Origin of the sequence: Pseudomonas sp. MH10 (assembly GCF_034353045.1) — a bacterium.
Taxonomy (GTDB): Bacteria; Pseudomonadota; Gammaproteobacteria; order Pseudomonadales; family Pseudomonadaceae; genus Aquipseudomonas.
This window is the reverse complement of record NZ_CP133783.1, coordinates 486,716-513,518: the sequence shown is the minus strand read 5'-3', so window position 1 is coordinate 513,518 and position 26,803 is coordinate 486,716. Positions and strand designations below refer to the sequence as shown.

The 26,803-nt window shown below is 55.7% G+C and carries 30 protein-coding genes; 17 read left to right on the top strand and 13 right to left on the bottom strand.

Annotated elements, in window-relative coordinates:
• Window positions 1-81: 81 nt before the first annotated feature.
• On the top strand, window positions 82-1,365 hold the full coding sequence (locus tag RHM59_RS02395; RefSeq protein ID WP_322164849.1) for an FAD-binding oxidoreductase: 1,284 nt from the start codon (window positions 82-84) through the stop codon (window positions 1,363-1,365).
• A gap of 54 nt (window positions 1,366-1,419) precedes the next feature.
• Here the strand turns inward: RHM59_RS02395 and RHM59_RS02390 are convergent, their stop codons facing one another.
• Both RHM59_RS02390 and RHM59_RS02385 read right to left on the bottom strand, forming a co-directional pair.
• Window positions 1,420-2,109: a peptidase C39 family protein gene (locus RHM59_RS02390; RefSeq protein ID WP_416194706.1), complete on the bottom strand. Its 690-nt coding sequence runs from the start codon at window positions 2,107-2,109 to the stop codon at window positions 1,420-1,422.
• A gap of 388 nt (window positions 2,110-2,497) precedes the next feature.
• Complete coding sequence (locus tag RHM59_RS02385) at window positions 2,498-3,241, bottom strand: TerC family protein (protein ID WP_322164850.1); 744 nt, start codon at window positions 3,239-3,241, stop codon at window positions 2,498-2,500.
• Between the two features lie 148 nt (window positions 3,242-3,389).
• On the opposite strand from RHM59_RS02385, the gene nhaR reads away from it, so the two are divergent.
• Window positions 3,390-4,292: a transcriptional activator NhaR gene (gene nhaR, locus RHM59_RS02380; RefSeq protein ID WP_322183825.1), complete on the top strand. Its 903-nt coding sequence runs from the start codon at window positions 3,390-3,392 to the stop codon at window positions 4,290-4,292.
• Here nhaR and RHM59_RS02375 read toward each other — a convergent pair.
• Both RHM59_RS02375 and RHM59_RS02370 read right to left on the bottom strand, forming a co-directional pair.
• Window positions 4,289-5,443 carry an MFS transporter gene (locus RHM59_RS02375; protein WP_322285877.1) on the bottom strand — a complete coding sequence of 385 codons (1,155 nt, stop codon included), beginning with the start codon at window positions 5,441-5,443 and terminating at the stop codon, window positions 4,289-4,291. The genes nhaR and RHM59_RS02375 overlap by 4 nt on opposite strands.
• A gap of 187 nt (window positions 5,444-5,630) precedes the next feature.
• Window positions 5,631-6,140 (bottom strand): DUF1993 domain-containing protein, encoded by a 510-nt coding sequence (locus RHM59_RS02370; RefSeq protein WP_322285876.1) that lies wholly within the window; start codon window positions 6,138-6,140, stop codon window positions 5,631-5,633.
• A 115-nt stretch (window positions 6,141-6,255) separates the two neighbouring features.
• Between RHM59_RS02370 and RHM59_RS02365 the strand changes: the two genes are divergently transcribed.
• The 4 genes from RHM59_RS02365 to RHM59_RS02350 all read left to right on the top strand — a co-directional run bounded on the left by RHM59_RS02365 (window position 6,256) and on the right by RHM59_RS02350 (window position 8,207).
• Window positions 6,256-6,915, top strand: a complete 660-nt coding sequence (locus RHM59_RS02365; protein ID WP_322285875.1) for a YceH family protein — start codon at window positions 6,256-6,258, stop codon at window positions 6,913-6,915.
• A gap of 208 nt (window positions 6,916-7,123) precedes the next feature.
• Complete coding sequence (locus RHM59_RS02360; RefSeq protein ID WP_322285874.1) at window positions 7,124-7,474, top strand: hypothetical protein; 351 nt, start codon at window positions 7,124-7,126, stop codon at window positions 7,472-7,474.
• Window positions 7,475-7,701: 227 nt separating this feature from the next.
• Complete coding sequence (locus tag RHM59_RS02355; RefSeq protein ID WP_322164856.1) at window positions 7,702-7,896, top strand: hypothetical protein; 195 nt, start codon at window positions 7,702-7,704, stop codon at window positions 7,894-7,896.
• Window positions 7,897-8,024: 128 nt separating this feature from the next.
• Entirely contained in the window at window positions 8,025-8,207 is a 183-nt protein-coding gene (locus tag RHM59_RS02350) for a hypothetical protein (RefSeq protein ID WP_322164857.1), read from the top strand.
• 125 nt (window positions 8,208-8,332) lie between these two features.
• Here the strand turns inward: RHM59_RS02350 and RHM59_RS02345 are convergent, their stop codons facing one another.
• Window positions 8,333-8,893: a hypothetical protein gene (locus tag RHM59_RS02345; RefSeq protein WP_322164858.1), complete on the bottom strand. Its 561-nt coding sequence runs from the start codon at window positions 8,891-8,893 to the stop codon at window positions 8,333-8,335.
• Window positions 8,894-9,151: 258 nt separating this feature from the next.
• Here RHM59_RS02345 and pbpG point away from each other — a divergent pair, with 258 nt between their 5' ends.
• The 3 genes from pbpG to RHM59_RS02330 all read left to right on the top strand — a co-directional run bounded on the left by pbpG (window position 9,152) and on the right by RHM59_RS02330 (window position 11,296).
• Window positions 9,152-10,087 (top strand): D-alanyl-D-alanine endopeptidase, encoded by a 936-nt coding sequence (pbpG, locus tag RHM59_RS02340; protein ID WP_322183821.1) that lies wholly within the window; start codon window positions 9,152-9,154, stop codon window positions 10,085-10,087.
• 275 nt (window positions 10,088-10,362) lie between these two features.
• On the top strand, window positions 10,363-10,821 hold the full coding sequence (locus RHM59_RS02335; protein WP_322164860.1) for a DUF2214 family protein: 459 nt from the start codon (window positions 10,363-10,365) through the stop codon (window positions 10,819-10,821).
• Between the two features lie 55 nt (window positions 10,822-10,876).
• A complete protein-coding gene (locus RHM59_RS02330) occupies window positions 10,877-11,296 on the top strand; it encodes a DUF3010 family protein (protein WP_322164861.1) in 420 nt (139 codons plus the stop codon).
• An 8-nt stretch (window positions 11,297-11,304) separates the two neighbouring features.
• Here RHM59_RS02330 and RHM59_RS02325 read toward each other — a convergent pair whose 3' ends face one another.
• Window positions 11,305-12,762 (bottom strand): MFS transporter, encoded by a 1,458-nt coding sequence (locus tag RHM59_RS02325; protein ID WP_322285873.1) that lies wholly within the window; start codon window positions 12,760-12,762, stop codon window positions 11,305-11,307.
• A 235-nt stretch (window positions 12,763-12,997) separates the two neighbouring features.
• Here RHM59_RS02325 and RHM59_RS02320 point away from each other — a divergent pair, with 235 nt between their 5' ends.
• The 4 genes from RHM59_RS02320 to RHM59_RS02305 all read left to right on the top strand — a co-directional run bounded on the left by RHM59_RS02320 (window position 12,998) and on the right by RHM59_RS02305 (window position 17,841).
• The gene (locus RHM59_RS02320; protein ID WP_416195046.1) at window positions 12,998-13,639 is read left to right on the top strand and encodes a DUF5666 domain-containing protein; all 642 of its coding nucleotides are present in this window, start codon (window positions 12,998-13,000) and stop codon (window positions 13,637-13,639) included.
• Between the two features lie 151 nt (window positions 13,640-13,790).
• On the top strand, window positions 13,791-15,416 hold the full coding sequence (locus RHM59_RS02315; protein ID WP_322285872.1) for a phosphoethanolamine--lipid A transferase: 1,626 nt from the start codon (window positions 13,791-13,793) through the stop codon (window positions 15,414-15,416).
• Window positions 15,417-15,730: 314 nt separating this feature from the next.
• The gene (locus RHM59_RS02310) at window positions 15,731-16,951 is read left to right on the top strand and encodes a putative DNA modification/repair radical SAM protein (RefSeq protein WP_322285871.1); all 1,221 of its coding nucleotides are present in this window, start codon (window positions 15,731-15,733) and stop codon (window positions 16,949-16,951) included.
• Entirely contained in the window at window positions 16,948-17,841 is an 894-nt protein-coding gene (locus tag RHM59_RS02305; protein ID WP_322285870.1) for a TIGR03915 family putative DNA repair protein, read from the top strand. The genes RHM59_RS02310 and RHM59_RS02305 overlap by 4 nt, the downstream gene beginning before the upstream one ends.
• A 38-nt stretch (window positions 17,842-17,879) precedes the next feature.
• On the opposite strand, the gene RHM59_RS02300 is transcribed toward RHM59_RS02305, so the two are convergent.
• Window positions 17,880-18,737, bottom strand: a complete 858-nt coding sequence (locus RHM59_RS02300; protein WP_322164866.1) for an SDR family oxidoreductase — start codon at window positions 18,735-18,737, stop codon at window positions 17,880-17,882.
• Between the two features lie 220 nt (window positions 18,738-18,957).
• Between RHM59_RS02300 and RHM59_RS02295 the strand changes: the two genes are divergently transcribed.
• A complete protein-coding gene (locus RHM59_RS02295) occupies window positions 18,958-19,482 on the top strand; it encodes a GNAT family N-acetyltransferase (RefSeq protein WP_322285869.1) in 525 nt (174 codons plus the stop codon).
• 26 nt (window positions 19,483-19,508) lie between these two features.
• Here the strand turns inward: RHM59_RS02295 and RHM59_RS02290 are convergent, their stop codons facing one another.
• Window positions 19,509-20,336 (bottom strand): isocitrate lyase/phosphoenolpyruvate mutase family protein, encoded by an 828-nt coding sequence (locus RHM59_RS02290; RefSeq protein ID WP_322285868.1) that lies wholly within the window; start codon window positions 20,334-20,336, stop codon window positions 19,509-19,511.
• A 349-nt stretch (window positions 20,337-20,685) separates the two neighbouring features.
• Entirely contained in the window at window positions 20,686-21,126 is a 441-nt protein-coding gene (locus tag RHM59_RS02285; RefSeq protein WP_322164869.1) for a hotdog fold domain-containing protein, read from the bottom strand.
• Between the two features lie 147 nt (window positions 21,127-21,273).
• Here RHM59_RS02285 and RHM59_RS02280 point away from each other — a divergent pair, with 147 nt between their 5' ends.
• Window positions 21,274-21,912 (top strand): TetR/AcrR family transcriptional regulator, encoded by a 639-nt coding sequence (locus tag RHM59_RS02280; RefSeq protein WP_322164870.1) that lies wholly within the window; start codon window positions 21,274-21,276, stop codon window positions 21,910-21,912.
• 480 nt (window positions 21,913-22,392) lie between these two features.
• On the opposite strand, the gene RHM59_RS02275 is transcribed toward RHM59_RS02280, so the two are convergent.
• Window positions 22,393-22,554 (bottom strand): hypothetical protein, encoded by a 162-nt coding sequence (locus RHM59_RS02275; RefSeq protein WP_322164871.1) that lies wholly within the window; start codon window positions 22,552-22,554, stop codon window positions 22,393-22,395.
• Between the two features lie 79 nt (window positions 22,555-22,633).
• Here RHM59_RS02275 and RHM59_RS02270 point away from each other — a divergent pair, with 79 nt between their 5' ends.
• Window positions 22,634-23,395, top strand: a complete 762-nt coding sequence (locus RHM59_RS02270; RefSeq protein WP_322285867.1) for a substrate-binding domain-containing protein — start codon at window positions 22,634-22,636, stop codon at window positions 23,393-23,395.
• A gap of 3 nt (window positions 23,396-23,398) precedes the next feature.
• On the opposite strand, the gene RHM59_RS02265 is transcribed toward RHM59_RS02270, so the two are convergent.
• Together RHM59_RS02265 and RHM59_RS02260 are read right to left on the bottom strand one after the other, a co-directional pair.
• On the bottom strand, window positions 23,399-24,019 hold the full coding sequence (locus RHM59_RS02265; protein WP_322164873.1) for a cell wall hydrolase: 621 nt from the start codon (window positions 24,017-24,019) through the stop codon (window positions 23,399-23,401).
• A gap of 195 nt (window positions 24,020-24,214) precedes the next feature.
• A complete protein-coding gene (locus RHM59_RS02260; protein ID WP_322285866.1) occupies window positions 24,215-24,544 on the bottom strand; it encodes a hypothetical protein in 330 nt (109 codons plus the stop codon).
• A gap of 232 nt (window positions 24,545-24,776) precedes the next feature.
• On the opposite strand from RHM59_RS02260, the gene pcsA reads away from it, so the two are divergent.
• Complete coding sequence (gene pcsA / locus RHM59_RS02255) at window positions 24,777-25,496, top strand: phosphatidylcholine synthase (RefSeq protein ID WP_322171001.1); 720 nt, start codon at window positions 24,777-24,779, stop codon at window positions 25,494-25,496.
• A gap of 82 nt (window positions 25,497-25,578) precedes the next feature.
• Here pcsA and RHM59_RS02250 read toward each other — a convergent pair whose 3' ends face one another.
• Window positions 25,579-26,778 (bottom strand): XylR family transcriptional regulator, encoded by a 1,200-nt coding sequence (locus tag RHM59_RS02250; RefSeq protein WP_322285865.1) that lies wholly within the window; start codon window positions 26,776-26,778, stop codon window positions 25,579-25,581.
• Window positions 26,779-26,803 lie beyond the last annotated feature (25 nt).

Genomic DNA, 26,803 nt, shown 5'->3' with positions numbered 1-26,803 from the left:
ATTTCACCCCTCGCTGGTGACGGTTTTTCTTCTGAGGTAGGATCTGGTCATCCGTAAAAAATATAAAACAGAGGTTGCAGGATGACGAACACTCCTTATCCACAGTCTTACTACGCCGCGTCGGCAAACGATGCCCCAGTGCGCCCTCGGTTGGAGGGTGATGTCGAAACGGATGTTTGCATCATCGGCGCCGGGTACACCGGGCTTTCCAGTGCATTGTTTTTGCTGGAGCACGGTTTTCGGGTCACGGTGCTGGAGGCCGCGAAAGTCGGCTTCGGTGCATCGGGGCGCAACGGCGGTCAGATAGTTAACAGCTACAGCCGTGACATCGATGTGATTGAGCGCACAGTAGGCCCAAAGCAGGCTCAGTTGCTCGGGCGCATGGCGTTTGAGGGCGGCGCGATTATTCGTGAGCGGGTGGCCAAGTACCAGATTGATTGCGATCTAAAAGACGGTAGTGTCTTTGCGGCGGTCACGGCTAAGCAAATGGTGCATTTGGAAGGGCAACAAAAACTCTGGGAGCGCTACGGGCATACCCAGCTGAAATTGATGGACAAGCGTCGTATCGGTCAGGTTATTGGTAGCGAGTTGTACGTCGGCGGTTTGCTTGATATGAGCGGCGGGCATATTCACCCACTCAACCTGGCCCTTGGTGAAGCGGCGGCGGTTGAGTCATTGGGGGGTGTCATTCACGAACAATCCGCGGCGATTCGGATCGAACGCGGCTCGCAGCCTGTGGTTCACACGGAACACGGCAGGGTTCGGGCAAGCTTTATCATCGTCGCAGGCAACGCTTATTTGGGCAATCTGGTGCCGGAGCTGGCGGCCAAATCGATGCCGTGCGGCAGCCAAGTGATCACTACCGAGCCGCTGAGTGACGAGCTGGCGCACAGTTTGTTGCCGCAGGACTACTGCGTCGAAGACTGTAATTACCTGCTGGACTATTACCGCCTCTCGGCCGACAAGCGCCTGATTTTCGGCGGCGGTGTGGTCTATGGCGCCAAGGACCCAGCGGATATTGAAGCGGTTATCCGGCCGAAAATGTTGAAAGCCTTTGCGCAGCTCAAGAACGTAAAGATCGATTACACATGGACCGGAAACTTCCTGCTGACCCTGTCTCGCCTACCCCAAGTCGGGCGGCTGGGCGACAACATTTACTATTCTCAGGGCTGTAGCGGTCACGGGGTGACGTACACCCATCTGGCTGGCAAGGTATTGGCCGAAGCATTGCGCGGTCAAGCAGAACGGTTCGATGCGTTTGCCGGCCTGCCCCACTATCCGTTTCCCGGCGGCCAATTGTTGCGCACGCCGCTTACAGCCTTAGGTGCGTTGTATTACTCACTGCGGGATAAATTGGGGGTCTGATCAGGTACAAAAAAACGGCGCCCAGTGCGCCGTTTTTTCTTTCAGCGAGAAACACTATTGCGCCTTCAACGCCTTGGTCGCTTCGCCTGCTGCCTGTTCTTGTCCGGCCTGAGCCAACTCCTTAGCCGCATTCAACCAGCGTTGCTGATCGACTTGCGCTGGAAGCTGCCGTGGCCCTTGAATCAGCACCGCCCAGTGGCCAGCGTCTTTCCAGGCCGACGTGAAGCTGCTGAAGCTCATCAACACTCGACGGTCCATGCCCGCGTGCAGCAAAACCGTCTGTTTGTTGCGGTTATAGCCAATCAGCAGGGCGTACCGAGGCTTGGACCACCATGCGGAACCTTCGGTGATACGCAGCATGACAGGGAATCCAGCGGAGACCTGAGTCAACAGCGCGTCCAACTCGCCGTCCAGCGGATAGACCATAAAGCCGTATTCACGCGCCAGGTTTTGCATGTTTTGTTCGAGGTTGGCTTCCCTACCCGGTAATTGCAGCGGTTTGTCCAACAGGCCAGGGGTAATGATCACACCCTGCTGCGACAGCATGGCGGCCAAGGTTCCCGGCCCGCTTTGATAAACGTTGCCCCTAAAGAACGGCACCGAATTGAGTTCGACCCTGTCTGGCAAGCGCTTCATCGCCGGCGTCACGCCGCTAGCACAGGCTGTCAGGGACAGAATAAACGCCAACACCAAACCGATTCGCCTGGATTGAACGGAATGAAATAGTGGTAAGGCCAGCAGCATGTTCACTCGCTTAAAAGACTAGCGCCGGGCAACCCGCGACCCCGCTTGAATGCAGATCATAGGATGCTGCCCGTCTGCGGTATAGCTCCATTTGCGCCAGTTTTTAGCTCTGAATAGAGCAAATCTGTCATACGCCTTAGACCATTGGTCAACAGACGGAAACATAGCGTGGTCTAGACTGTCGATTAGTAAGACGCAGACCGTCACCACATCGGGGGGGATGTATGAACCTGGGACTGACAATCGTAATGCTAGTTTCGGCTTGGTTAGCCGTAGCATCAGCCATGCTATGGGGAGTCATGCGCGTTTCTCGCCACCATCATCTGCACGCACAACCCACGCCTACGGAACAAACCTCAGCCGGACATAATCGCCCCGTCGCTTCGCATTAATTCACGGTTCTATGCCGCTTCGCCTTGCGCGACAGCATGTTCAAGCATTCGATCGCTGCCGAGAACGTCATGGCGGCATAGATGTAGCCTTTGGGTATGTGCACGCCAAAACCATCGGCGATCAACGTCATACCAATCATGATCAAGAAACCCAACGCCAGCATCACGATGGTCGGGTTGTCGTTGATGAATTTCGCCAGGGGTTCTGCCGCCACCAACATCACCACCACGGCGGCGATCACAGCAATCATCATGATCGGTAAATGCTCGGTCATGCCGACGGCGGTGATGATGCTGTCGATGGAAAACACCATGTCCAGCAATAGAATCTGGCCGATGGCCGCAGCGAACCCAAGGGACACACCCGACGTGGTGACTGTTTCTTCCTCTGTTTTGCGGGCGACACTGTGGTGAATCTCCGTCGTGGCTTTCCATAACAGGAACAAACCGCCCGCGATCAGGATCATGTCTTTCCAGGAAAATACCTGGCCGAACACGTCAATCACCGGCTCAGTCAACCGCACGATGTACGCCGCAGTGCTGAGCAAGGCCAGCCGCAGAATCAGCGCCATGCTGATCCCGATACGCCGCGTTCTGGCGCGCTGATGCTCGGGTAATTTGTTGGTCAGAATCGAGATAAAAATCAGGTTGTCGATACCCAGTACGATTTCCATCACCACCAGTGTCGCCAACGCAATCCACGCGGTGGGGCTGGCAGCCAGTTGTAAAAGATATTCCATGTGTGAGAACCCTGATTCAGCGTGAAGCATTTAAGTGAGTGCCTGGACATAAGGCGTAACAACAGCGCGCATTCTAGGCAGACCGACACATCAGGAAAATTCGTATTTTCACCGTGTATACTTCGGTTTTTACGAATCGGCGATTCTCATGCTCAATTATCGACAACTGCACTACTTCTGGGTGGTGGCGAAAACCGGCAGCGTGGCGCGCGCGTCGGAACAGTTAAACCTGACGCCGCAGACCATCAGCGGACAGATCAGCCTGCTGGAACAGACTTATGGCATGGATTTGTTTCGCCGGGTGGGTCGGCAGTTGGAGTTGACCGAAGCCGGGCGCCTTGCCCTGCCCTACGCCGAACAAATGTTTCAGCTAGGCGGCGAGCTGGAAGCCCTGCTCCGCGCGCAGCCAGATGAACAACAGCTTCTGTTTCGCATCGGCGTTGCAGACGTCGTACCTAAATCCATCGTGTACCGGCTGATTGCACCCACCATGGAGTTGGCCGAGCCGATTCGCATTACCTGCCGCGAAGACACACTGGAGCGCTTGCTGGCTGACTTGGCGATCCAGCGACTCGATCTGGTGATTTCCGACAGTCCCATGCCTTCGCACCTAGACATAAAAGGCTACAGCCAGAAGCTGGGCCAATGTGGCATCAGCTTTTTCGCGACCAAAGCGCTGGCCGAGCGCTACGGCGCTGACTTTCCCGCCGGTTTGCAAGGCGCGCCGCTGTTGGTGCCAGGGCAAGACACGGTAGTGCGCAGTCGTCTGATGCGCTGGTTCGCTGAGCACAATATTCGGCCGCGCATCGTGGGCGAGTTCGATGACAGTGCACTGATGAAAGCATTCGGCAAATCCGGCAGCGGAATTTTCATTGCGCCCAGCGTGATCGCAGACGAAGTGCAGTCCCAATACGGCGTGCAGTTGATCGGCCACACCGACGCGGTTACCGAGTCTTTCTACGCGATTTCCGTTGAGCGCAAGGTGAAACACCCCGGCATTGTCGCCATCACCGAAGGCGCTAGACGCGAGTTATTCACGGTGCCCGATTAAGTGCAAACCGGCACCGGCTTGAAAAACATCATCCACAGTGCCAACAGAATCGACAGCACGATGATCCCTGCGGCGGCAAACCCCAGACTGCCCAGCCCGAGATGGTCAATCACACGGCCGCCGATAATCGCCCCCACGCCGATGCCCAAATTGGCGCCAGCGATGTTCAACGACGCCGCAAAGGCTGGCGCGTGGGGCGCGGCCTTCATCAGTCGTACGTGACTGACCAAAAACAGCGCCGCTTGAGTAATACCCCACACCCCCAAGGCCAACGCCAGGCCCAACACTGAATGCATGCTCGGCACAACCGCCACCATTCCGGTGACCATGAACACGCTAAATACCAGGCTGGCAATCAACGGGTGATGATCCACCATGCGCCCGCCCAACGAATTACCCAGCAAGCCGACAGCGCCGAAGCCCATCAAACACCAGCCCACCAAGGTGCCGTTGAAGCCAGCCAAGCGTTCGAGCATGTCCGCCAAGTAGGTGTAGGCCGTGAACATGCCGCTGAACACCAGCACCGACAGCAACACATGCCCAAGCATCAAAGGACTGCGCAGAATCTTGAACTGAGTCCAAAAGGACGCTGGCGCGACATGTTTGTGAGTCACCGGCAGGTAAATCCATAGCAATAGCGCCTTGGCAAACGCCACGACCGCCAGGATCGCAAAGGCGCTGCGCCAGCCAAATGCATCGGAGATCAAGGTGCCGACCGGAATGCCAAACACCGTCGCGCAGACAATACCGAAACCGATTTTGGCAATAGCGCGTCCGGCGTACTCCGGGCCGACAATATCGACCGCCGTTTCACTGGCCAGCGCCCAGAACACCGGCAACCCCAACGCAGGAAGCAACCGGGCACAGGCCATCACCTCGATGTTGGGCGCCAGTGCTGCCAGCACGTTGGACAGGCCGAACATGATCAGAATGGTGACGAACAGACGCTTGCGCTCAAAACGCGAAAAGTAAGCAGTCAGAAATGGCCCGAATGTCGCTACGGTGAACGCGAACAACGTCACCAGCAGGCCCGCTTGCGACACGCTGACCTCCAGGTCACGGGCGATGGCAGGCAATAGACCGACGATGACGAACTCTGTGGTCAGTACGGTAAAACCGGCAGCCGACAACAGCAAAATGGGGAACAACATGAAAACTCCAGAACGACGACACGGATCAATCAACAGGAAAGATCTGTAGGGGAATACGCAGGGGAAAATGAATAGTAACAGACTGTCGCAAGGCTAAAGCGCGCAAAAAAACCGCTGCCTGAAAACGGCTCAGGCAGCGGTTGGGTGTCAATGATGCAGCGTGATCAATGCATCAGTACGAGGTGAATCAATACGAGCCCATGAAATCGCGCTTGCCGACTTCAACACCGTTGTGGCGAAGGATCGCGTAGGCCGTGGTGACGTGGAAGAAAAACTGCGGCAGGCCATACCCCAGCAAGTAGGTCTGAGCGCCGAAGCGCTTTTCTTTTGGCGTGCCCGGACGGGTGATGATTTCGCGATCTTCCTGGCCGTTAATCTGCTCGGGTTGAATAGTGGCGATGAACGCCAGGGTCTTGGCGATCAAAGCGTGCAGCTCGGCAAAGGTTTTTTCCGAGTCGTCGTACTTCGGTGCATCAATGCCGGCCAAGCGAGACGAGACGCCTTTGGCGAAATCAACAGCGATTTGCACTTGGCGAACCAGCTGGAACATGTCCGGGAACAGGCGCGCTTGCAGCAGTGCGTCAGGCTCAATAGATTTGGCAGTGGCATGCGCGTCGGCCTTGGCCAGAACGTCGCTCAACGCGGAGAGCATTTGCTTGAAAACCGGAATGGAGGTGGCGTACAGGGAGATAGTCATGGCAGGTCCTGGGTTTAAGGTGAGTGATTATAGTCATGGCGGGCAGCGAAGCGGCTTGTCTTTTATGTCGCCGAGCCCCTAGGCTAGTGGCCTTTGAACGCCTAGGGAACGCACTATGTCTACTGAGCCCGTGTCCACCGACTCTGCCGATAAACTGCAACTCAACAGTGCGGAAATCCGCATCCTGGGCTGCCTTATCGAAAAGAAGGCCACCAACCCCGAGACCTATCCCCTCACGCTCAATGCGTTGGTCACTGCCTGTAATCAGAAAACCAGCCGCGAACCGGTGATGAGCCTGACCCAAGGCCAAGTCGGCCAAAGCCTTCGCGCACTTGAAGGTCAAGGCTTGACCCGGTTAGTCATGGGCAGCCGAGCCGACCGCTGGGAGCACCGCGTCGACCGAGCGCTAGAGTTGGTCCCGGCTCAGGTGATCCTGAGCGGATTGTTGTTCTTGCGCGGGCCGCAAACCGTCAATGAACTGCTGACCCGCAGCAACCGCATGCATGAGTTCGAAGACGTTGAGCAAGTCGTTCATCAATTGGAACGCTTGATCGCTCGGGGACTGGCGGTGCTGTTGCCGCGTCAATCCGGTCAGCGGGAAGATCGCTATGTACATTCGCTGGGAGACCCTGGCGATATCGATTTGATTCTTGCGGCGCGAAGCACTCAGCCTGAACGCACGGGAGGCGGAAACAACGCCGCGTCCGCCGAACGTTTTGATGAGCTGGAAGCCAGGATTGCCGCCTTGGAAGAGCGATTGGCGAAGCTGGAATAAGTCTTGTGGGTAAGCGGCTGGTCCGCTTCCCATTGCTTACGCCACTGGGTGGGCGATAATGGTGCCCTGAGTGCCCAGACACACTTACACAATATTTACTCACGCGTTTCGCAGATTGCTGCAAAACCGCTGTCTTAGAAGTATCCCGTGGCAGTGCTTGAGAGTAACGCAAGCTCGCGACAACGGGATTGAAAGTCGAGGAATAGTCATGATTCGTCAAATCCCCAAGGTTGCCCTTTTCATAGGTGCCCTAGCTATCGCAACCCAGGCGTCAGCCCACGGTGGCGGAGGTTGGGGTCCGGGTCTTGCGGTAGGCGCTGTTGTCGGTGCTGTTGTCGGTAGCGTTGTAGCCTCTCAACCGCGGACTGTGTATGTCCAACCACAACCGGTATATGCGCCGCAGCCGGTTTATTACCAAGCTCCACCGCCTCCGGTTTATTACCAACCGGTGGTTGTAGCGCCTGGCCCTGGTTACTATCGCCCGGGGTATTACGGCCCGCCCCGCGGCTATTATGGTCACCCGCATGGTTATTACGGCGGTGGTTACGGCCACTACTAACAGCCCCGACTCTGGCCTCGCCCCTGAAAAGGGCGGGGCTTTTTTTTGTGTACATATTAGTGTGCTGGAGGTCGCTGGCAAGACAGCGTTTTTTAGCGGAGGCAGGCATCATTTCTAATCGCGCAATGAATTGTTAACCGATCAAAACAGTCACAACGTCACAGCCAAACATTGGCTCGTTAATACCGATCAACTTTTTCACCTCCCTAACAATAAGGACGTCCCCAATGCCAACTCAACACCCCTACCGCGCGGCGGGCTTGTGCACATCGAACAAAGTGTATTGCGCACTCACCGAACTCAAGAGTCTGGAAGGTCATCGCAGCGCAAAATTTCTATCGTTGCTTGCGCAAAACCTGGTTGAGAAAGGGATCATCAGCGACCACGAAGTCATGAACATGCTTGACCAAGTGGTTGATTGATCCACTGCGGCAGTACAGTCGTTCTCGATCAAGGATCTCGCTACCGTCAATGTCCACTATCGAGAGGGGTGATTATCCCTGCCTCCCCTGGCGCCGTAGAGTAGCGCCATAGATTGATGGAGGCACTTATGAACCAGGTCCAAGTTATGTCGGTCATTGGTAGCGCAGTCCCAGCCCCGCTCAGAGCGTCAGGTTTGTTGGCTTGCTGGTACTTGGTACAAAACGGCGAGCCAGTCTGCGGCCCCTTTACATCACTGCCAGCAGCGCAAGCGCTGTCAGCAACGTTTGAGGCGCACCGATTGAGCGCCTGAACAGTTTTCGCGTTTAAGCCCAGTTTTTAACGATCATGCTTGACCCAGTATCGTGCGTTGCTCCGCACATCCCTTACCCGCATCCCTGATGCGGGTTTTTTTTGCGCCGCAGAAAGCACGTGGGATCAGAGACGCTCAGCCATCGTCGCGTTGACTTGAGTCTTGTGCACCAGCTTCTGCAAACGCTTGTCCAGGTTCATCAACACGCCGCGGTCCGATCGACCGCTTTCAAGTTCATCGACCAGTTCGTTCACCACTTGCCGCAGTTCATGGGCAATTACAACGCGATCATCGTTCAAGTCTTGCTTGTGAGATTCAAACAAACGATGCAGATAGTCTTGAAGGTTGTGTTGCAAGCGGTGCCGATCCGTAGCACGCAGGTGGACCAGATTGGCATTGATCTTTGTCAGTAACTCGGTCAACTCGGCACACAGGTACTGCATTCGGCGTGAAAAGCCTATTTCCCGCTCACGTAGTTGGGTGTGCTGGGTGCCCGCATGCTGCTTTTTCTGAATCGCCGGGATTGAGATCGCCATCATCAAACCGACGATTAAACCGATGGCCTGAATCCAGCCAGCCCAGTCTGCGGGCTTCTGAAACGCGCCAATCCCAAGTAAAAGCACCGCAACCAGAACCGCAACGGTCACCAGTACGACGTAATCCTTGCTGATAAAACCCTTGGGCATTGTTTGACTCCTCAATTGTTGAGAGCGTGTTGGTATCAATGGCGAAGGATGCTAATCGCTGCGCTCTTCAGACACCACGGATATTGCTGATCTGCTCGGCAATTGTGGCTTTTTCGTCCATAAAAGCGCATAGCTGCGTTTAACCATGATTCAACTCACAACACATATCGACAGCGCAAGGAGCTGCTAATAAACTGCAACAGATTTCATAGAAAACCCCGTGCTAAACGGCATATCCATTATTAGTGAGCCTCGCTCGTGAAAATTCGTCATTCCCTTCTGAGCCTATTATTTGTATGTACAGGCGCCGCACTGACCGACAGTGCTTCAGCAAACGAACCCGCTCCGTTTAATCGCGACCCTTCACAACTTCACCTGGCCTCCGGCAGCGCCATGGTGGTTGACCTGAAAACCAACAACGTGCTGTTTGCCAACAATCCAGATGTCGTCGTACCCATCGCTTCAGTTACCAAGTTGATGACGGCAATAGTAGTGCTTGATGCCAAGCTGCCAATGAATGAAATGATTCCGGTGTCCATTGTCGACACCAAGGAAATGAAAGGTGTGTTTTCCCGCGTCAAAATCGGCAGCGAGCTAGATCGCAAAACCATGCTGCAGATTGCCCTGATGTCGTCTGAAAACCGTGCCGCCGCGAGCCTGGCCCACAGCTACCCGGGCGGCTATAGCGCTTTTATCATCGCGATGAACGCCAAAGCCAAATCGCTGGGCATGAAGCACACGGTATATGTAGAGCCTACCGGCTTGTCGGTCTACAACGTTTCCACCGCCCGCGACCTGAGCAAGCTGGCACTCGCGGCGCGCCAATACCCGATGTTGAGCGAACTGAGCACCACCCCCGATAAAACCGTCACCTTTCACAAACCGACCTACAGCTTGGTATTCAACAACACCGATCACCTGATCAAAAAATCCAACTGGGACATCAAACTCACCAAAACCGGATTCACCAATCAGGCCGGTCACTGCTTGGTGCTGCTGACCACCATGGCTAACCGGCAGGTATCGGTAGTGATTCTGGACGCCTTCGGCAAATACACGCACTTCGCCGATGCAGGCCGCCTGCGCAATTGGATGGAAACCGGTAAAAGCGGCCCGGCTCCACAGGTTGCAGTGCTGTACAAGAACGAGAAAAACATGACCATGCAGCAGATCGGGATCCAGGCCAAGGAATAGTTGCCTGACCACCTGACAAGCCCTGCTTTATAAGCCCTGGGCGATGCGTTCCGCGCACCGTCCTAGGCCTTATTGGGCCTCTGTACTTGATCGGCCCTGACGGTGCTTACGCATCGGATGAACTTTCAAACGGTTTGATTAGTCATCCAACTGTGTCGAAAAATTAACGCTTTGTGAGACCTGACTCAGGCAAAACTCACACGGTGAGCTAATACTCAGTTATCCGCCAGTCGGTGGGTGATGTGCTTTTCGTTAATGAATGGAGATGAAAAACCATGTACTTCAAATGGTTCCTGGCAACATTGCATCTCTTGGCATATGGGGTTGCACTCGGGGCAGTGTTGAGTCGTGGGCGGTCTCTACGGCGGTTGAACAGAACCAACCCTTCCAAACTTCGGGACGTCTTCGTCGCCGATAACTTCTGGGGCATTGCTGCCGCCGTACTACTTGTAACCGGGGCTATGCGCGCGTTCGGAGGATTTGAAAAAGGCACGTTCTATTATCTTCATCAACCGCTGTTTCATCTGAAGATGGCCGCGTTTGTCGCAATCATCCTGCTGGAAATCGCACCGATGGTGACGCTGATTAAATGGCGTAACGCGTTCAAGGTGGGCGCACCCATCGACACCCATCGTGCCCTGCTCTACTCAAGGATCAGCCACATTCAGGTAGGGCTGATCATTGTCATCCTGGTCGCCGCGTCCGGCATGGCACGTGGGATGTTTATCAGTTAGCCATCGCAGGCAAAAGAGAAGAAAATAGCGACCTTCTCTTTTATACGGCTCTCACATGAAAATCTGCGGTATCGAAATCAAGGGCAGCGAAGCCATTTTCGCTGTCGCTACACTGCGCGACCACACCCTCGAACACCTGCCGTTGCCCATCAAAAAAATTGCCCTTGAGGACGATGACGAGTCATCGAACGTCAAAGCGTTCGCGGCGCTTATCGAGGCCTTCGTCCGTGACAATGGCATCGAGCATCTGGCAATCAAGAAGCGCAGCAAAAAAGGTGAATTCGCGGGCGGGCCCACCACGTTCAAAATCGAAGGCGTTCTGCAATTGCTCAACCAGTGCAGCGTGACCTTGGTGTCGCCGCAGACAGTCAGTGCCCAGCACAAGAAGCACGACTTCACACTGGCTGCGTCATTGAACAAGTACCAGCACGAAGCCTATAAAACCGCCTGTTCAGCGTTGATGAAAGCGTCCTGAATGCGCGTTCAGACGTTACCGTCGTGCGCCTGGGAAAGCGGCCGAGCCACTGACTCCAACGACTGGCGCTCCGCTGCAACGCCCCACAGCGCCTGAACAATGGCGGCCAGCAGCATCAACCCGGCGCCGATCAGATAACCGATGAGCACATTGCTGCGGTTATGGGTTTCGATCAGATGGCCAAACAACGTCGGCCCGACAATACCTCCCAACCCGGTGCCAAACGCGTAGAACACAGCGATGGCCAACGCCCGGATTTCCAGCGGGAAGGTTTCTGCGATGGTCAGGTACGCAGAACTGGCCGCTGCCGAGGCGAAAAAGAAAATGACCATCCAGGCCACGGCCTGCTGCGTGACCGTGAACAAGCCCTGCTGAAACAGATAGCCACTGATGGCCAGCAGCACCCCTGACACCCCATACGTCAGGCTGATCATCACCCGGCGACCGATCACATCGAATAAGCGTCCCAACAGCAACGGACCACAGAAATTGCCCAACGCCAATGGCAGTACATACCAACCGATACGCTCATAGGGCACGTCGTAAAAGTCGGTGAGCACCAACGCATAGGTGAAGAAGATCGCGTTATAAAAGAACGCCTGGGCACTGAGCAACGTCAGTCCCACCAGGGCGCGACGACGATAGGTCACGAACAACGTCTCGAAGACTTCCCGCAACGGCGTGTGATCACGGGACAGCAAGCGCAACGGCGGCGCCGTAGACGGTTGCAACTCGCGCCCTTGTTCGCGAAAGCGCGCTTCGATGGTTTCGACAATCCTTTTCGCTTCCTCCGGCTGATTGTGGATCAGCAACCACCGAGGGCTCTCGGGCACCCACAAGCGCATGAGCAATATCACCAGCCCCAGTAACGCACCGATCCCAAAGCACAAACGCCAGCCAAGATCGCCACCGACGATATTCGGATTGAGCAAGACGATGGAGCCACCCGCGCCCAGCGCAGCACCCAGCCAGAAGGTGCCGTTGATGGTCAAATCAACCCAGCCGCGGAACCTCGCTGGGGTGAATTCCTGAATCGTTGAATTGATCGCCGTGTACTCGCCACCGATGCCCATCCCGGTCAGAAAGCGGAACAGCACGAAGCTCCACAGGCTGAAGGAAAACGCCGTGGCGGCGGTTGCACTGACGTAAATGAACAGCGTGATGAAAAATAGTTTTCGACGCCCTAAACGGTCGGTTAACCATCCGAAGAACAGCGCCCCCACCACCGCGCCGGTCAGATACGCCCCGCCGGCCAAGCCAATATCGCTGTTGGACAAATGCAACAACCGGCTGTTTTTCAAGGCCCCTGACACCGAGCCCGCTAATGTCACTTCCAAGCCGTCCAACAGCCAAGTGATGCCCAGAGCTATTACCAGCAAGGTATGAAACCGCCCCCACGGCAATCGATCCAAACGCGCAGGCAGATCGGTTTGGTAAATGCGCGACTGCTGATTGGCTGCTGTCATACGATGCCCCGCAGGAATTTAAAAATCCACGCGTGTAGAAAGTTCCGCGCTTGCATAGCTGTGGGAGCGCGCTCCTACCCTTTAATAGTAAAAGTTTATGCATTGGCGGACACACGGATTGTGAGTCCCCTCAGCACCGATGAGTTCAGCCCCTGCAAAAAACGCCCGCCTCCAATAATCGGTATAAGCTCAGGCCTCAAGAAAAATCCTAGTCCCAGCAAAGGAAATTACCGACATGAATTTCATTTTCGGCACGCGCCTGCGCAACCGCGTATTGGCCTCGACAATTGTCGCGGCAACGCTCATGACCGCAGGCTTCGTACAGGCTCAAGATGCGGTGCCGGCGCCACGAATCGGCGTACGTGGTGCGATCACAGCGCTCGACGGTGACGCCATGAAAGTCCACACCACCCGTGGTGAAGACTTAGTCATCAACTTGACCAAAGACACCCAAGTACGCGGCGTGACCTTGGCGAAAATATCCGACATTAAACCCGGCAGCTACGTGGGCACCGCCGCGGTCCCGTTGCCGGATGGAACCTTGAAAGCCCTCGAAGTACACGTTTTCCCGCCATCAATGGCAGGTACCGGGGACGGGCACCGCGCTTTTGATCTGACCAAAGACAGCACCATGACCAATGGCAGCGTCGGTGATTTGGTCACCAGCAACGGCCGCACCATGACCGTGAAATACAAAGGCGGTGAAAAGACCGTGGTCGTACCGGATGACGTCCCTATCGTCAACCTGGTGCCCGGCGACCGTAGCTTGCTCAAACCCGGCGTCAAAATCGTTTTGTTCGCGCAAAAGGCGGCCGATAACAGCATGACCGCGTTGTCGGTTTCAGCTGGAGAAAACGGTATTACGCCACCGATGTAACGAGTGTTTGCACAGGGATTGGCCGTGCAGGACGTTCGGCACCTAAAAAAAGCTGAACCGCTTTTCTGTACCGTTCTTGAAAAAGCACCGTGAACAAAACGAAAGGAGCTGCGAGAATCGCGCCACTCTTTTTGTCGACCTCGGTGGGTTCATGCTCAAGCGCGTCAGTTCTACACGGTTAGTCATCCTGTTTTCGTTGGCGCTGGTGGTGTTTTACAACCTTGCCACCTGGAAGGCGTTGATCAGCCTTACCCAGTTGCAGGGCCTCAAGGCGCTGCTGTTCGAGCTGTCGTTCGGATTTTTTCTGTGGGCCGCCTTCACCCTCCTATTACTACCGTTCTCGTTCAAACCGACGCTCAAACCGATATTGAGCCTGATCGCCCTCTGCTCGGCGTCTGCGGCTTATTTCATGAACGACTACGGCATCTCCATCGACACGGTGATGATCCAAAACGTCGTGGAAACCAACCCCGCCGAAGCCACTGCGCTGGTGAGCGCCAAGCTGTTCGTGTACCTGGCCGTGCTCGGGCTGCTGCCGATTATCGTGATCTGGCGGGCACCGGTCGTTTACCGCAAAGTGCTGCCAGGGCTGCTGAACAAGATTCTCGCCATGATCGGTTGCGTGATCATAATCGCAGTCTCGGTGGGCGCGTTCTATTCCACCTACGCACCGATCTTCCGTAAACAAGACGAACTGACCCACTTCATCAACCCGACTAACTACGTGTACGCGGTTGGCAAGTTGACCAAAGACCGCTTTGCAATCAAACAAAATTTAAAAATCCAGACCGTGGGTGAAGACGCGACCTTAAGCACCGCCGCCCAGCAACGTAGCAAAAAGAGCCTGATGATTTTCGTTGTCGGTGAAACCGCCCGCGCCGACCACTTTTCGCTCAATGGCTATCCACGCGACACCAATCCAGAACTGTCGAAGCTCGACATTCTCAACTTCACCCAAGTCAGCTCGTGCGGCACCTCGACCGCGGTGTCGGTGCCGTGCATGTTCTCGATGTTCCCGCGCACTGATTACAGCGATAAAAAGGGTAAAACCTACGAAGGAATGCTCGATATCCTGCAACGTGCAGGCGTGCAAGTCTTGTGGCTGGACAACAACAGCGACTGCAAAGGCACTTGCCTGCGCGTGCCGCACAAGGACATTCCAAAGAATCAGCCCAGCCCGTTTTGCGACGGTAACACCTGCCTGGATGAATCCCTGCTGGTCGGACTTCAAGACTACATTGACAGCCTCAAGGGCAACGCAATCATCGTGCTCCATGCCGACGGCAGTCATGGCCCGGAATATTACGAGCGCTACCCGAAAAGCCTTGAGCGCTTCACCCCGGTTTGCCACACCAACCAGTTGGGCAGTTGCAGCTCGGACGAGCTGATCAATGTCTACGACAACACCATCCTTTACACCGACCACTTCCTCGCCAAAGTGGTCGATTTGCTGGGCAAAAATCAGGACAAATACGACACCTCAATGATCTACGTGTCGGACCACGGCGAATCCCTGGGCGAGAACGGCGTTTACCTGCACGCCGCCCCTTACGCCATCGCCCCGGTCGCGCAAACCCACATCCCGATGGTCATGTGGTTCGGCAACAGCACCCTCAGCGACGCCGCCGTCGACCGCAAATGCCTGGCCGCCAAGCGTGACAATACGGACTTGAGCCACGACAACATGTTCCATTCGGTACTGGGTATGTTCGGCGTACAGACCGGCGTTTATAAACCCGCGCTGGACATTTTCCACAGCTGCCACTCCGGCACCTAAGTCATCGTTATTGATTTGTGTAGGCGCTGCCGAAGGCTGCGATAGGCGTTCGGTGCCTACTATTCTGGATCTGCTCAAGTTCTGTGAGAGATGGCTTGCCAACGAAAGCATCAGTGCCTGCGACCCAGGTTTCTGCTCAAAATCAGCGGGGGGGCATTGGCCTCTTCGCAGGCAAGCCTGCTCCCACACTATCTGCGGCTGCGTGCGATCAACTGCATCAATGAAATCGGCACTCCAGACCATCGGTATCCTCAGGCCCTTGAGCGATCCCTCGGGACCTTGTACTGTACATAAAACCAGTATAAGAGCCGACCATGCAACTCATCGAAAAGCTGAGCATCCTTGCTGACGCTGCCAAGTACGACGCTTCTTGCGCCAGCAGCGGCGCGCCCAAGCGCAGTTCGCAAGGTAAGACCGGGCTTGGGGCCACCGATGGCATGGGCATTTGCCACAGCTACACGCCCGATGGCCGCTGCGTCTCACTGCTGAAAATCCTGCTGACCAACTTCTGCTTGTACGACTGCCAATACTGCGTCAACCGCCGCTCCAGCGACGTGCCCCGCGCGCGCTTTACGCCGGAGGAGGTGGTGACGTTGACCCTGGACTTTTATCGGCGCAATTGCGTGAGCGGTTTGTTCCTGAGCTCCGGGATCATTCGTTCAGCGGACTACACCATGGAACAGCTGATTCGGGTCGCAAAACTCCTGCGCGAAGAACACGAATTTCGCGGCTACATTCATCTAAAGACCATCCCCGACGCCGACCCATTATTGATCGAAGAAGCCGGGCGCTACGCAGACCGGCTAAGCGTCAACATTGAGTTACCCACTGACCTCGGCCTCAAGACCCTTGCGCCGGAAAAAGACGTCGCGTCGATCAAACGTGCCATGCAGACGATCTACACCGGCGAACAAACCATGCGTAACGAACCGCGCGCGCCACGTTTCGCTCCCGCCGGGCAAAGCACGCAGATGATAGTCGGCGCCGATGACACCGACGACAGCACCATCCTGCACACTGCTGAATCGCTGTACGGTCATTTCCGCTTGCGTCGCGTCTATTACTCAGCCTTCAGCCCGATACCCAGCAGCCCAAAAAGCGTGCCCTTGGCCGCCCCGCCGCTGATGCGCGAACACCGCTTATATCAAGCTGACTTTCTGCTGCGTGCTTACGGTTTCACTGCCGGCGAACTGTTTCAAGGCCCCGGCGATCTGGCGCTGGACATCGACCCGAAACTGGCTTGGGCACTGGCGAACCGCGAGGTCTTTCCGTTGGACTTGAACCGCGCCGAACCCGCATTGATCGCGCGGATCCCTGGCATCGGCATCCGCACCACCAAACGCTTGGTAGAACTGCGTCGCCAACGGCGCATTCGTTACGAAGACCTGACCCGCTTGCGCTGTGTGTTAGCCAAAGCCAAGCCATTCTTCATTACTTGCGATTACCACCCTCGGCAAGCAGACAGCAGCAGCCAGTCGTTGCGTCAGCAATTGCAGGATCGGCCACAACCGCAACAAATGGGCTTATGGGGATGATCAGCCTCGATTGCGACGATCTGTTCAGCACCTGGCGACAGCAAGCCCGTTGGCTACTCAGCCATCAGATCGACCCCGCCCGCGTGAGCTGGTCGCGGCACAGCGCGGCCGACCTGTTTGCCACCGACGAACCGATTTCCGAGCACCAAGGACCGTTCCAGGCGCGTATTCCCCTGACGTTGCTGGCCCTCCTGGAAAACGCCGCGCGCTACCGTGGTGATCAGCGCTGGAGTTTGCTGTATGAAGTGTTATGGCGGGTCAGTCATGGTGACCGCACCGCCATGCTGGCCGGCGACAAGCTGGGCAGCGAGTTGCACCGCCGGATCAAAACAGTGGAGCGAGAAGCGCATCATCTGCACGCGTTTGTGCGTTTTGTCGCGGTGCCATATCAGATTCCGGACGACAAACACCCCGCGACCGACAAACCTATCCAATCCGCCGAACTGCCTCAGTACGTTGCCTGGCACGAACCGGCGCACGATATTTTGCACAGCGCCAGCGCCCACTTCATCGGTCGCATGGGGCAACAGCGCTGGATGATAGCCACGCCGCAGGACGGGGTTTATTACGACGGCCAGCAGTTGATTCATCACCGCCACTGCCCCCTCAACTGGCAGCATTTGGCGCAAAACATTGACGACCCGTGCGGCGATTTATGGCTGACGTATTACAGCCACATTTTCAACCCGGCGCGCTTGAACCCCAAAGTCATGCAAGGGCACCTGCCTGCGCGCTTCTGGAAGAACTTACCTGAAGGCATGTTGATTCCCGCGCTGATCAGCGAGGCCCGTACCGGCAAGCAAAGGGATGGGCAAGCCAGCAAAATCGCCTCAAAACCGGGAAAACGTATTTCCCTTACCCTTGAAAAGCGCGACCCGCTGCAAAGCTAGGTGCGCGCTTACTCTTTAAACCGACGGCCATCGCGGCGTCAAAGAATGGGTTTACCGCCCGTAACACCGATCCTCGATCCAGAGATGTAGCTGGATTCGTCTGACGCCAGTAACACGTAAAGCGGCGCCAGCTCTGCGGGTTGGCCAGGCCGACCCAACGGCGTCTGCGATCCGAACGAAGTGATGTCCTCGGAGGTCATGGTCGAGACAATCAGCGGCGTCCAAATCGGGCCCGGCGCCACACTGTTGACCCGAATGCCTCTCTGGCCCAACAACTCGGCGAGCCCGGCGCTGAAATTGGCGATGGCGCCTTTGGTCGCAGCATAGGCGAGTAAGGTTGGCTTCGGCATGTCGGAATTGACCGAGCTGGTGTTGATGATCGAGCTGCCCTTGTCCATGTATTTAAGCGCCGCCTGAGTGATGCGAAACATGGCGGTGATGTTCACATCAAAGGTCCGCACCCACTCCTCGTCCGGAATCTCTTCGAGGCTTTGATAGGTCATTTGAAAGGCGGCGTTATTGACCAAAATGTCGATACGCCCGAAACGTTCCACCGTCTGATCGACAATGCTCAGGCACTGCGAGCGTTGAGCAAGGTCGCCGGGCATCAGCAAGCATTGACGGCCCGCCTGTTCGATCAGTTGCGCAGTGGCTTGGGCGTCTTCGTGTTCATCCAGATAAGAAAGGGCAATGTCTGCGCCTTCACGGGCAAACGCGATCGCCACCGCCCGACCAATACCGCTGTCTGCGCCGGTGATCAGCGCAACTTTGTTGGCCAAACGCCCTGAACCTTTGTAGCTCTCTTCGCCACAGTCAGGCACTGGGTTCATCCGTTGTTGATCACCTGGAACGCTCTGATGTTGATCGGCAAATGGCGGCCGTGGGTACGATTTCATGGGTAACTCTCCGATTCGATAAGCGGACATTTCGCCCATCAAAAACGTCGATTCACTGCTAAGACGCTTCCGGCAGGCGTGCTTATTTTTCCGACCCAGTGAGTGTGTGCAGGTTCAGAGCAACTGCTTATTGGTGTTTTGAGGAAGCCAAACACATGGTCGCAGTATAAAAAACACCGTAAAACGCTAATGGCCGAGATCGGAAAGCAAAGGATTCGAAATGACTGAACTAACAATCTCTAAAAGGCTCATCTTTCGGCGCCCGGAAATCAGCGATTTAAAGACGTTCTTCACGATATTTGGTGACCCCAGGACCCAACAATTCAACCCCGCCGGCCCGATCCTGGATGAAGCGGCCGCCTACCAGGCACTGAGTAAGCTGATTGGTCATTGGGATGAACATGGGTTTGGGCAGTGGGCGATTCTTTCTAGGGACGAACCGGACGTGCCGCTGGGGTTTGGAGGGCTTACCTTTCATCCCTACAACGAAACAACCAGGCTGAATGTAGGGTACCGATTAGCTTTTGAGGCGTGGGGCAAAGGGTTCGCAACCGAGATTGCGCTGACAGCCCTGCAGCAAGCCGCCCTCATCCACCCCGGCGAGTATGTGTTTGGCTTAGTCAGGCCTAGCAATCTGGCGTCGATACATGTTCTCCAAAAAAGTGGCATGCAGTTGTACGGAACGTTAGACGACGTTCCGGGTAAAGAAAGCAGCCTGGTTTATCGGACCTCCGGTATTGCCTGAATCAAGATCCCTGACTGCAGGTTATATCAGCGGCGAGTCATTAACCGGTTCGCGTCAGCAAAGCTTATAGCGCTGTCTGCAAAACTAAACGTGCCGTTGTTTTTTACCTCTTCGGCGGCGCGGATAAACGCCCCCAGCGCAGCCCTTGCGAGCGAGCTGCCAAGACTTATTCTCTGGACCCCAGCGTGAGCGAGTTCATCGACAGTAAATGCACAACCGCTCAACCCCATCACCACATTGACGGGTTTTTCCAACGCATCGCAGACAAGTCGAATGGTTTCCAAATCAGGTAACCCAGGTGCGAACAAAACATCGGCACCCGCCTCTTGAAATGCGATTAGCCGGCGAAGCGTATCGTCCAGGTCAGGCCGACCACAGATGTAATTTTCGGCGCGCGCCACGAAGACGAAAGGAAACGGAAGACTTCGTGCTGCCTCGACGCCCGCGGCAACGCGCTCTACGGCATGATTGAAATCATAGAGGGGACGGTTCAACTGACCGGTTGCATCTTCGATTGAACCCCCAACAAGCCCGACTTTCGCAGCGGCATGGATGGTGTAAGCCACCTCTTCGGGCGAGTCCCCAAATCCATTTTCCAGGTCTGCGCTTACCGGCAAATCAGTTGCTTCAACTATGCACCGTGCATTCTCAAGCACCTCATCACGCGATAGAGCTCCTTCAGCATCTCTTTTCCCCAAGCTGAAGGCCAAGCCTGCGCTGGTGGTGGCCAACGCTTCAAACCCAAGCGCCGCCAGTACCTTAGCGCTGCCTGCATCCCAAGGATTGGGAACAATTAACGGCTGGTTCCGTCTGTGACAACGCTGGAATATCAGTGCTTTTTCGGTGGTAGACATATGCCATCCTGTTTTTTCAAAAGTTCTGCCACGGCTGTTGCAGCATGCCTGCATCCAATTTCGCTTCCCCAACACCCGTAAGTTACAGGTCTGGCCGCTGCGCAATGATCAGCAGGAGATTGATCTGCAACTGCCGATCTCCATGGTCTGCAACACTCTCGAAGCCGCGAAGGGTTGGACTGCGGCAAGCGGGTCCGAATCCTTCCCGGCTGTTCTGCATCCGGCACCTTCAAGATCATGTGGCCCCCGGACAAGCACCCTGCTCTCAAGTTGCGGGTGTTCATAGACTTCAAAGCTTACAAGCGATCGGCCAGAAACATGTCGGTGATAGGGCGCAGATACTGTGGGATCACCCGAATTTCACGTTCATGGTGATTTTCGCCGTAAACACTTTGACCCCGTCCTCATCGAAGATGTCCACGGGAACGATTTTGTCCCCTGCTGTCGCCCAGTCGATGGCACTGCCGTCCGCTACGGCGCGAATGTTGGTTTTGGCTTTCGCCAGGTATTCGACGGTCATGCCCTTGGGAATCCAGCGTGCGCCTTCCGGGATCGATACGTCGGTCATCGTGCCGCCGGCCAGCTCGGCGGCGTTGCACAGTGCTATCGCATGCACCGTGCCCAAATGGTTGGTAATTTCCTTGCGGAACGGCGCTGTCACCACCGAATAACCCGGCCGGAGCTCGGTGATTTCGGGGGTAATGGAGCTGAAATAGGGGGCCATTGTGCAGGCCATGTTGCTGAATGCAGCAGGGCCGACGCTGTTGTAAAGACTAAGGGTTTGGCTCATAGCGCACCTCGATGTGGGAGTGGAATAATTACAGAATATTATTCCGTAAAGGAACAATATTCCGTAAACTCCACACCTGTCAATCCGGCGCATTCCCCCGCTGCCGTGATCTGCCTTACTATCGCAACCTTTGGCCTGGCAAACAGCATGGAAACCCTAGACTTGCTCGACCGCTGCTATCCCGGCAGAAGAGCCGAGCTGAAACGCTCGATTCTTAAAACAGCCCTGTCACTGTTCAATGAGCACGGGATAGAGGCCACGACCATCGACACCCTTCGGGTCGCGTGCGAGACCAGCGTCGGCGCAATTTATCATCACTTTGGCAACAAAGATGGGGTAGTCGCCGCGCTGTTTCTTACCGCCATTGAGGACCAGACGCGCTTGCGTGACAGCTTTCTGGCCGAAGCTACAACCTCTAGGGAATGGGTGCACGCGCTGGTCTACAGCTACGTCGACTGGGTGGAAAGCCAACCCGACTGGGCAAGGTTTCAGTACCACGCGCGGCATGCGGTGACCAAAGGTCCTTTCAATGAGCAACTGGTGCTGGCCAATAAGTCGCGTCATTCAAAACTGTCCGTTTGGTTAAAAGACCCTCTCCACAGTCGCGAACTAAAAGCACTGCCCATGGAGTTGGTGCCGTCTTTGATCATTGGTCAGGCCGAAAATTACTGCCGGGCCTGGCTGTCCGGACGCGTGAAACACAGCCCCATGACCTACCGGGAAGAACTCGCTGAAGCCGCCTGGAGTTCGGTGGGGTTGAGTGAAGTAAGTCGGGCTACGGTATGACGGAAACACCGCGTCGCATTCCCCCCGATACGAATGAATTCGGTCCTACGGATTCTGGCGACACATAAATTTCTGTAGGCGCTAAGGCTGCGATCCGATTTTCAGTGCCTACTACTTCGTGTCTGCCGATGTCTCTGTGGGAGATTGGCTTGCCAACGAAAACATCATTGCAAGCGACCCAGGTTTCAGCTCGACATCAGCGGCGCGATTACACGGCCCCTTCGCAGGCAAGCCTGCTCCCACAGTATCCACGGCTGCTCGCTATCAACCGTGTCAACGAAACCCCAGAGCCGTGCCGACCTCGCAGCCTTCGGCAGCGCCTATAGAACCCACACGGAATCTCGGATTATCTGTGCAGGCCGTGTGAAAACGCCTGTTTTTAACGCAGTAATGCCGAGCGCAGTAGTTTTCACACAGCCTGTGTGAGACCGAATTCATTCGAGAGGCCTTTGTATTTGACACACCGCATGAGTTGCTTACTCAAGCCACCCACTCAATCAACTGTTGCCGCTGCGCCTCGGTCAGCACCGGCGTTTTCGGCCATGTAGCGCGGCGGGGGGACGAATCGAAGATTAAAACCGCAGAAGCACCGGCAGCCAGTGTCAGTATTTTCCGTCGGGTGAAAACAGTCGGGTGCGTCATGGAATTCCCCCTGTAGACCGTTTAACGTTGAGCGCATCCTCAAACAGACACCTTAAGACCAACCGATACGGTGCGGAAAATGAGATTAACGCTTCTGTTCATGCTGATAACGTCAGCCGCTTTCAGCAACGCGCAGGCTGGAGATTTGAACGTCCTGACCGCAGGCGCGTTCAAGCCAATCCTTGTAGCGATGGCGCCGAGGCTCAAAACATCAGCCCATATCAACCTGATTATTTCCAACGCAACGGCTGGCGAGTTGAGCAAACGGATCGACGCGGGAGAGTCCTTCGACGTAGCGATCCTGACGGACACCCTGGCGTCGACATTAGAACGCTCCGGCAAACTGGCGCAGGGCTCAGTTAGAAACGTGGCCAAGGTGGGCATTGGGGTCGCCGTGCCCTTAGGCGCGCCGAAACCCGATATATCAACTGTAGACCGGTTCAAAAACACCCTGCTCTCGCAGCAACGGGTGGCGTATATCAGTCCTTCATCAGGGGGTTCATCGGGAGTTTATCTTTCTGCGCTGTTTAGCCGACTGGGGATTGCGGATGACATCGCGAACAAAGCAGTACTGGTCAACGGCGGTTTAGTGGGCACCACGCTGGTGGATGGCAAAGCAACCTTGGCGATCCATCAAATCAGCGAGCTGTTCGCAGTTAAAAACATCCAGTACGTCGGGCCGTTGCCGAAGGCAATACAGAGCTACACCCGTTATGCCGCCGGTATCGCCAACGACTCCAGCCACGCTGCTGATGCCGCGATCCTGATGAAAGCGCTCGCTGATAAACAGACGTTGCGCCTTCTTCAAGAAAAAGGAATGGGTTCACCTGACCCGCTGTAAACCTTACTTCGCCTTGCCGTCGTGAGGTTTGTAGAACAGGAACGTGTCGGTCTCAGTGGTCTTGATGTATTCCTTTGCCCAACTGGGGTTCACTTTTTTGTCGTGAAAATACATGGCGCCACCGGTTCGATCCTTGAGTTGTTGGTTGAGGGCTTTGCGCGCTATTTCCTTGGCAGCCGTGTAACGGTCGTCCTCGTCTACCTGATCGGAACGCCCGTCACACCACCATGAGAACTGACATACCTTCTTTTCAGCCCCTTGCTTGACCACTTCACAAATCGTACCCGGAAAGCCGTCGTGGCCGATCCGATTCAAGATCACATTGGCGACATCTTCCATGTCAGTCGATGTTCCGCCCTTGGCTTCCCAGTAAATCGTCCGAGACAAGCACGTGATCGCATCGTCCACCGGCGCTGCGCCTGCGGGGTCAACCGCCTGAATTTCAGATTTGGTGATGGTCGCGGCCTGAGGCAAAGGCGCAATGCTTTCCTTGTCGGCCGCTTTCTGCTCAAGGACCTGCGCTTTGACCACCGCGACTTCCGTGCTGGGATCTTTCTGCGCCCCGCTCGCCTGCCCCCCGAAAACAACAATTGCCCAGCACGTTGCTATCCAAATAAGGCGCATGGTCGACCCTGATGATTGAGGCAAAATTGATCCTGCAATCACGCCATGATTAACCTACGGATTAAGGCCAGTCAGTCATGGGGTGAAAGAGACATTCGCACTAAAATCTGGCGGTAAAGAGTCGACACGCCACTGTTCAAATCATTCCAACAGTCTGCGAAATTCTGCGCATCAAGCGCCGGTAATCCTGTGCGGTTAAACGATAGGCTTGACCGAAATCACTTCGAAATACTTGAACTTCTTCTTTTTCGCTTCATTCTTCGCTTCTTGCTCGGCGACGAAAGTGCTCAAAGTGTTCGCATCATAAATAAACACTTCTTCCTCGCCTTCGAACTCATTCGTGACGTGCAACGTCACCCTAAGCTTGGGCGAAAGCGGTTTTGAAACCGAACGGGCTTTCGGGCTAGGCTTGGGTTTTATGACAATTTCCGGCTCGGGTATCACCGCTGGCGGCTCGGGATCAGGCGTGTTCGAAGGGCCGAATAGCGCTTCGCGCATCTCTTCCTCACTCACTTCTGCGCTCATGGACTTCTCGTTACTCAGATAAGAGCCGGGATCTTCACCACGTCGAGGCCATTTGGCAAGCCCTGATGGCCCGCAAACCTTCGTTCGGCGTGCTTACCCGCCGTCAACTCGCACCCATGATTCGATGAACCTTCGGGTTGGCCACTCGGTCGATAGTTGCCACTTGGCAAGTTTTTCCGGTTTCCTTTAGACGGTGGTAACTTGCATGCTTAACTTTCTGGAGAGCGATGCGGTGATATCTAGTTTAAGCATTGCCAGGCTCAAAGCATGGGGCGCCCATGGTTTTACCGCGACGGGCGTAGTCACGGCGTTTTTGGCGACGATTGCGTTATTCGACGGTCAGCCCAAAGCCTGCCTACTGTGGTTGGGGGTTGCTCTGATCGTGGATGGACTGGACGGAGCGCTGGCACGCAAGGTCAATGTTTCATCGGTATTGCCCAATTTCGACGGGTCGATTCTGGACTTGGTTATCGACTACTTGACCTATGTATTCATCCCGGCGCTGTTCATCTATCGCTATATTCCGTTGCCGGCTTACACGCTGCTGCTGACGGTGTCTTTGATTCTGGTCTCGTCGCTGTTCTGCTTTTGCAACGTGAACATGAAGAGCAAGGACAACTATTTCCAGGGTTTTCCGGCCGCGTGGAACGTCGTTGCGCTGTGCATTTACATCATCTCCCCGCCGTCTTGGTTAACGCTGGTCACTGTTGTCGGCTTTTCACTGCTGACCGTGACCCGGATAAAGTTTCTTCACCCCTTCCGCGTCCGTCAGTTCATGCCGATCAACATTGCGGTTACGTCCGTTTGGCTGCTGTGCAGTCTGTCGCTGGTGGTCAACCATCCCGACATCAATCCCATGGTGATGGGCCTGTGGCTGTTGATGTCGGCGTATTTTCTGGGCATCTGCGCATGGCGCACGCTGGCCGACCGGCTTGATCGATCGCGGGCCTAATGTACCGATTTCTGTAGGAGCCAACGTGTTGGCGAAGCGGTTTACCTGGCATACCCTTCGCCAACACGTTGGCTCCCACAGGTCAATTGTTCGCATGGCGGCTTACGTCCACACCTTTACCCTGATATTCACGGGGTGTGCAACCGAATTCGCGTTTGAACACGGTGTGCAGGTATTGCGCTGATTTGAAGCCGCAGTCACGGGCGATGTCGGCGATGCCGACGGTGGTGTTGTCCAAACGGGTCGCAGCCGCTGTCAGCCTGAATCGGAGGATTTCGTCATGGACGCTGCGGCCCAATTCGCTGCGAAAGTGAGCTTCCAAGGACGAGCGCGAGACGCCGACGTAGTTCGCTACCTGTGCCGTTTTGATCCCTTGGCATGCGTACTGACGAATAAAATGCAGGCCTTGCATGACGTAGGTATCACCCAATGGCTGGTGCAGGCTTGAGGTCTGCACGTTGATTGCTTCGGGTGGCACCAGAATCTGGCTGCCGGTCGATGGCATGCCGTGCAGCATCTGATGCAACAACCGCGCGGCGGTGCGCCCCATGCTTTCAGTGCCCTGGATTACCGAGCTAAGTGGCACCCGGGTCAGGGTTCGGGTCAGCGGGTCGTTGTCGATGCCAATCAACGCCACCTGTTCTGGCACCGCAATGCCGGCGGTCAGGCAGGCTTGCAGCAATTGTCGGGCACGCGCGTCGCTGACCGCGATGATGCCGATGGGTTTGGGCAGGCTGTGTAGCCAGGCGATTTGCTGTTCCACGGCGCTGTCCCAGAGCGGCGCGCTGGTTTCCAGGCCCCGGTAGATCTCCACCGTTACGCCATCGCGCTGGAGCAGTCGGCGAAAGGCTTTTTCCCGCTCTTGGGCCCAGCGATTAATCTGCGCGTGGGGCAAACTGAAACAGGCAAAGCGTGTCAGACCGGCGTCGATCAAGTGTTCATAGGCCAGTTTGATCAGTGCGAAATTGTCGGTGGCCACGTAAGGAATATTGCGCGGGTAAGCGCCCTCATCCTCGTACGAGCCGCCCACCGCCACCACTGGCAAATCAATCGCCGCCAGCGCCTCGCCCATGGTCGGGTCGTCGAAATCCGCGATGATGCCGTCACCGTGCCAGCGCTCGATGCCTTTGAGCCGGCAGAGAAAGTCCTCTTCAAGAAACAGGTCCCATGACGCCCGGGTGCTGCTCAAGTAGTTACCAATCCCGCTGATGATGCCACGGTCGTAAATCTTGTTGCCGTTGAACAAAAGAGCAATGCGGTGCACGGGCGGGACGGTCTTCACGGTGCTTCCTCCGATCCAATCGCCA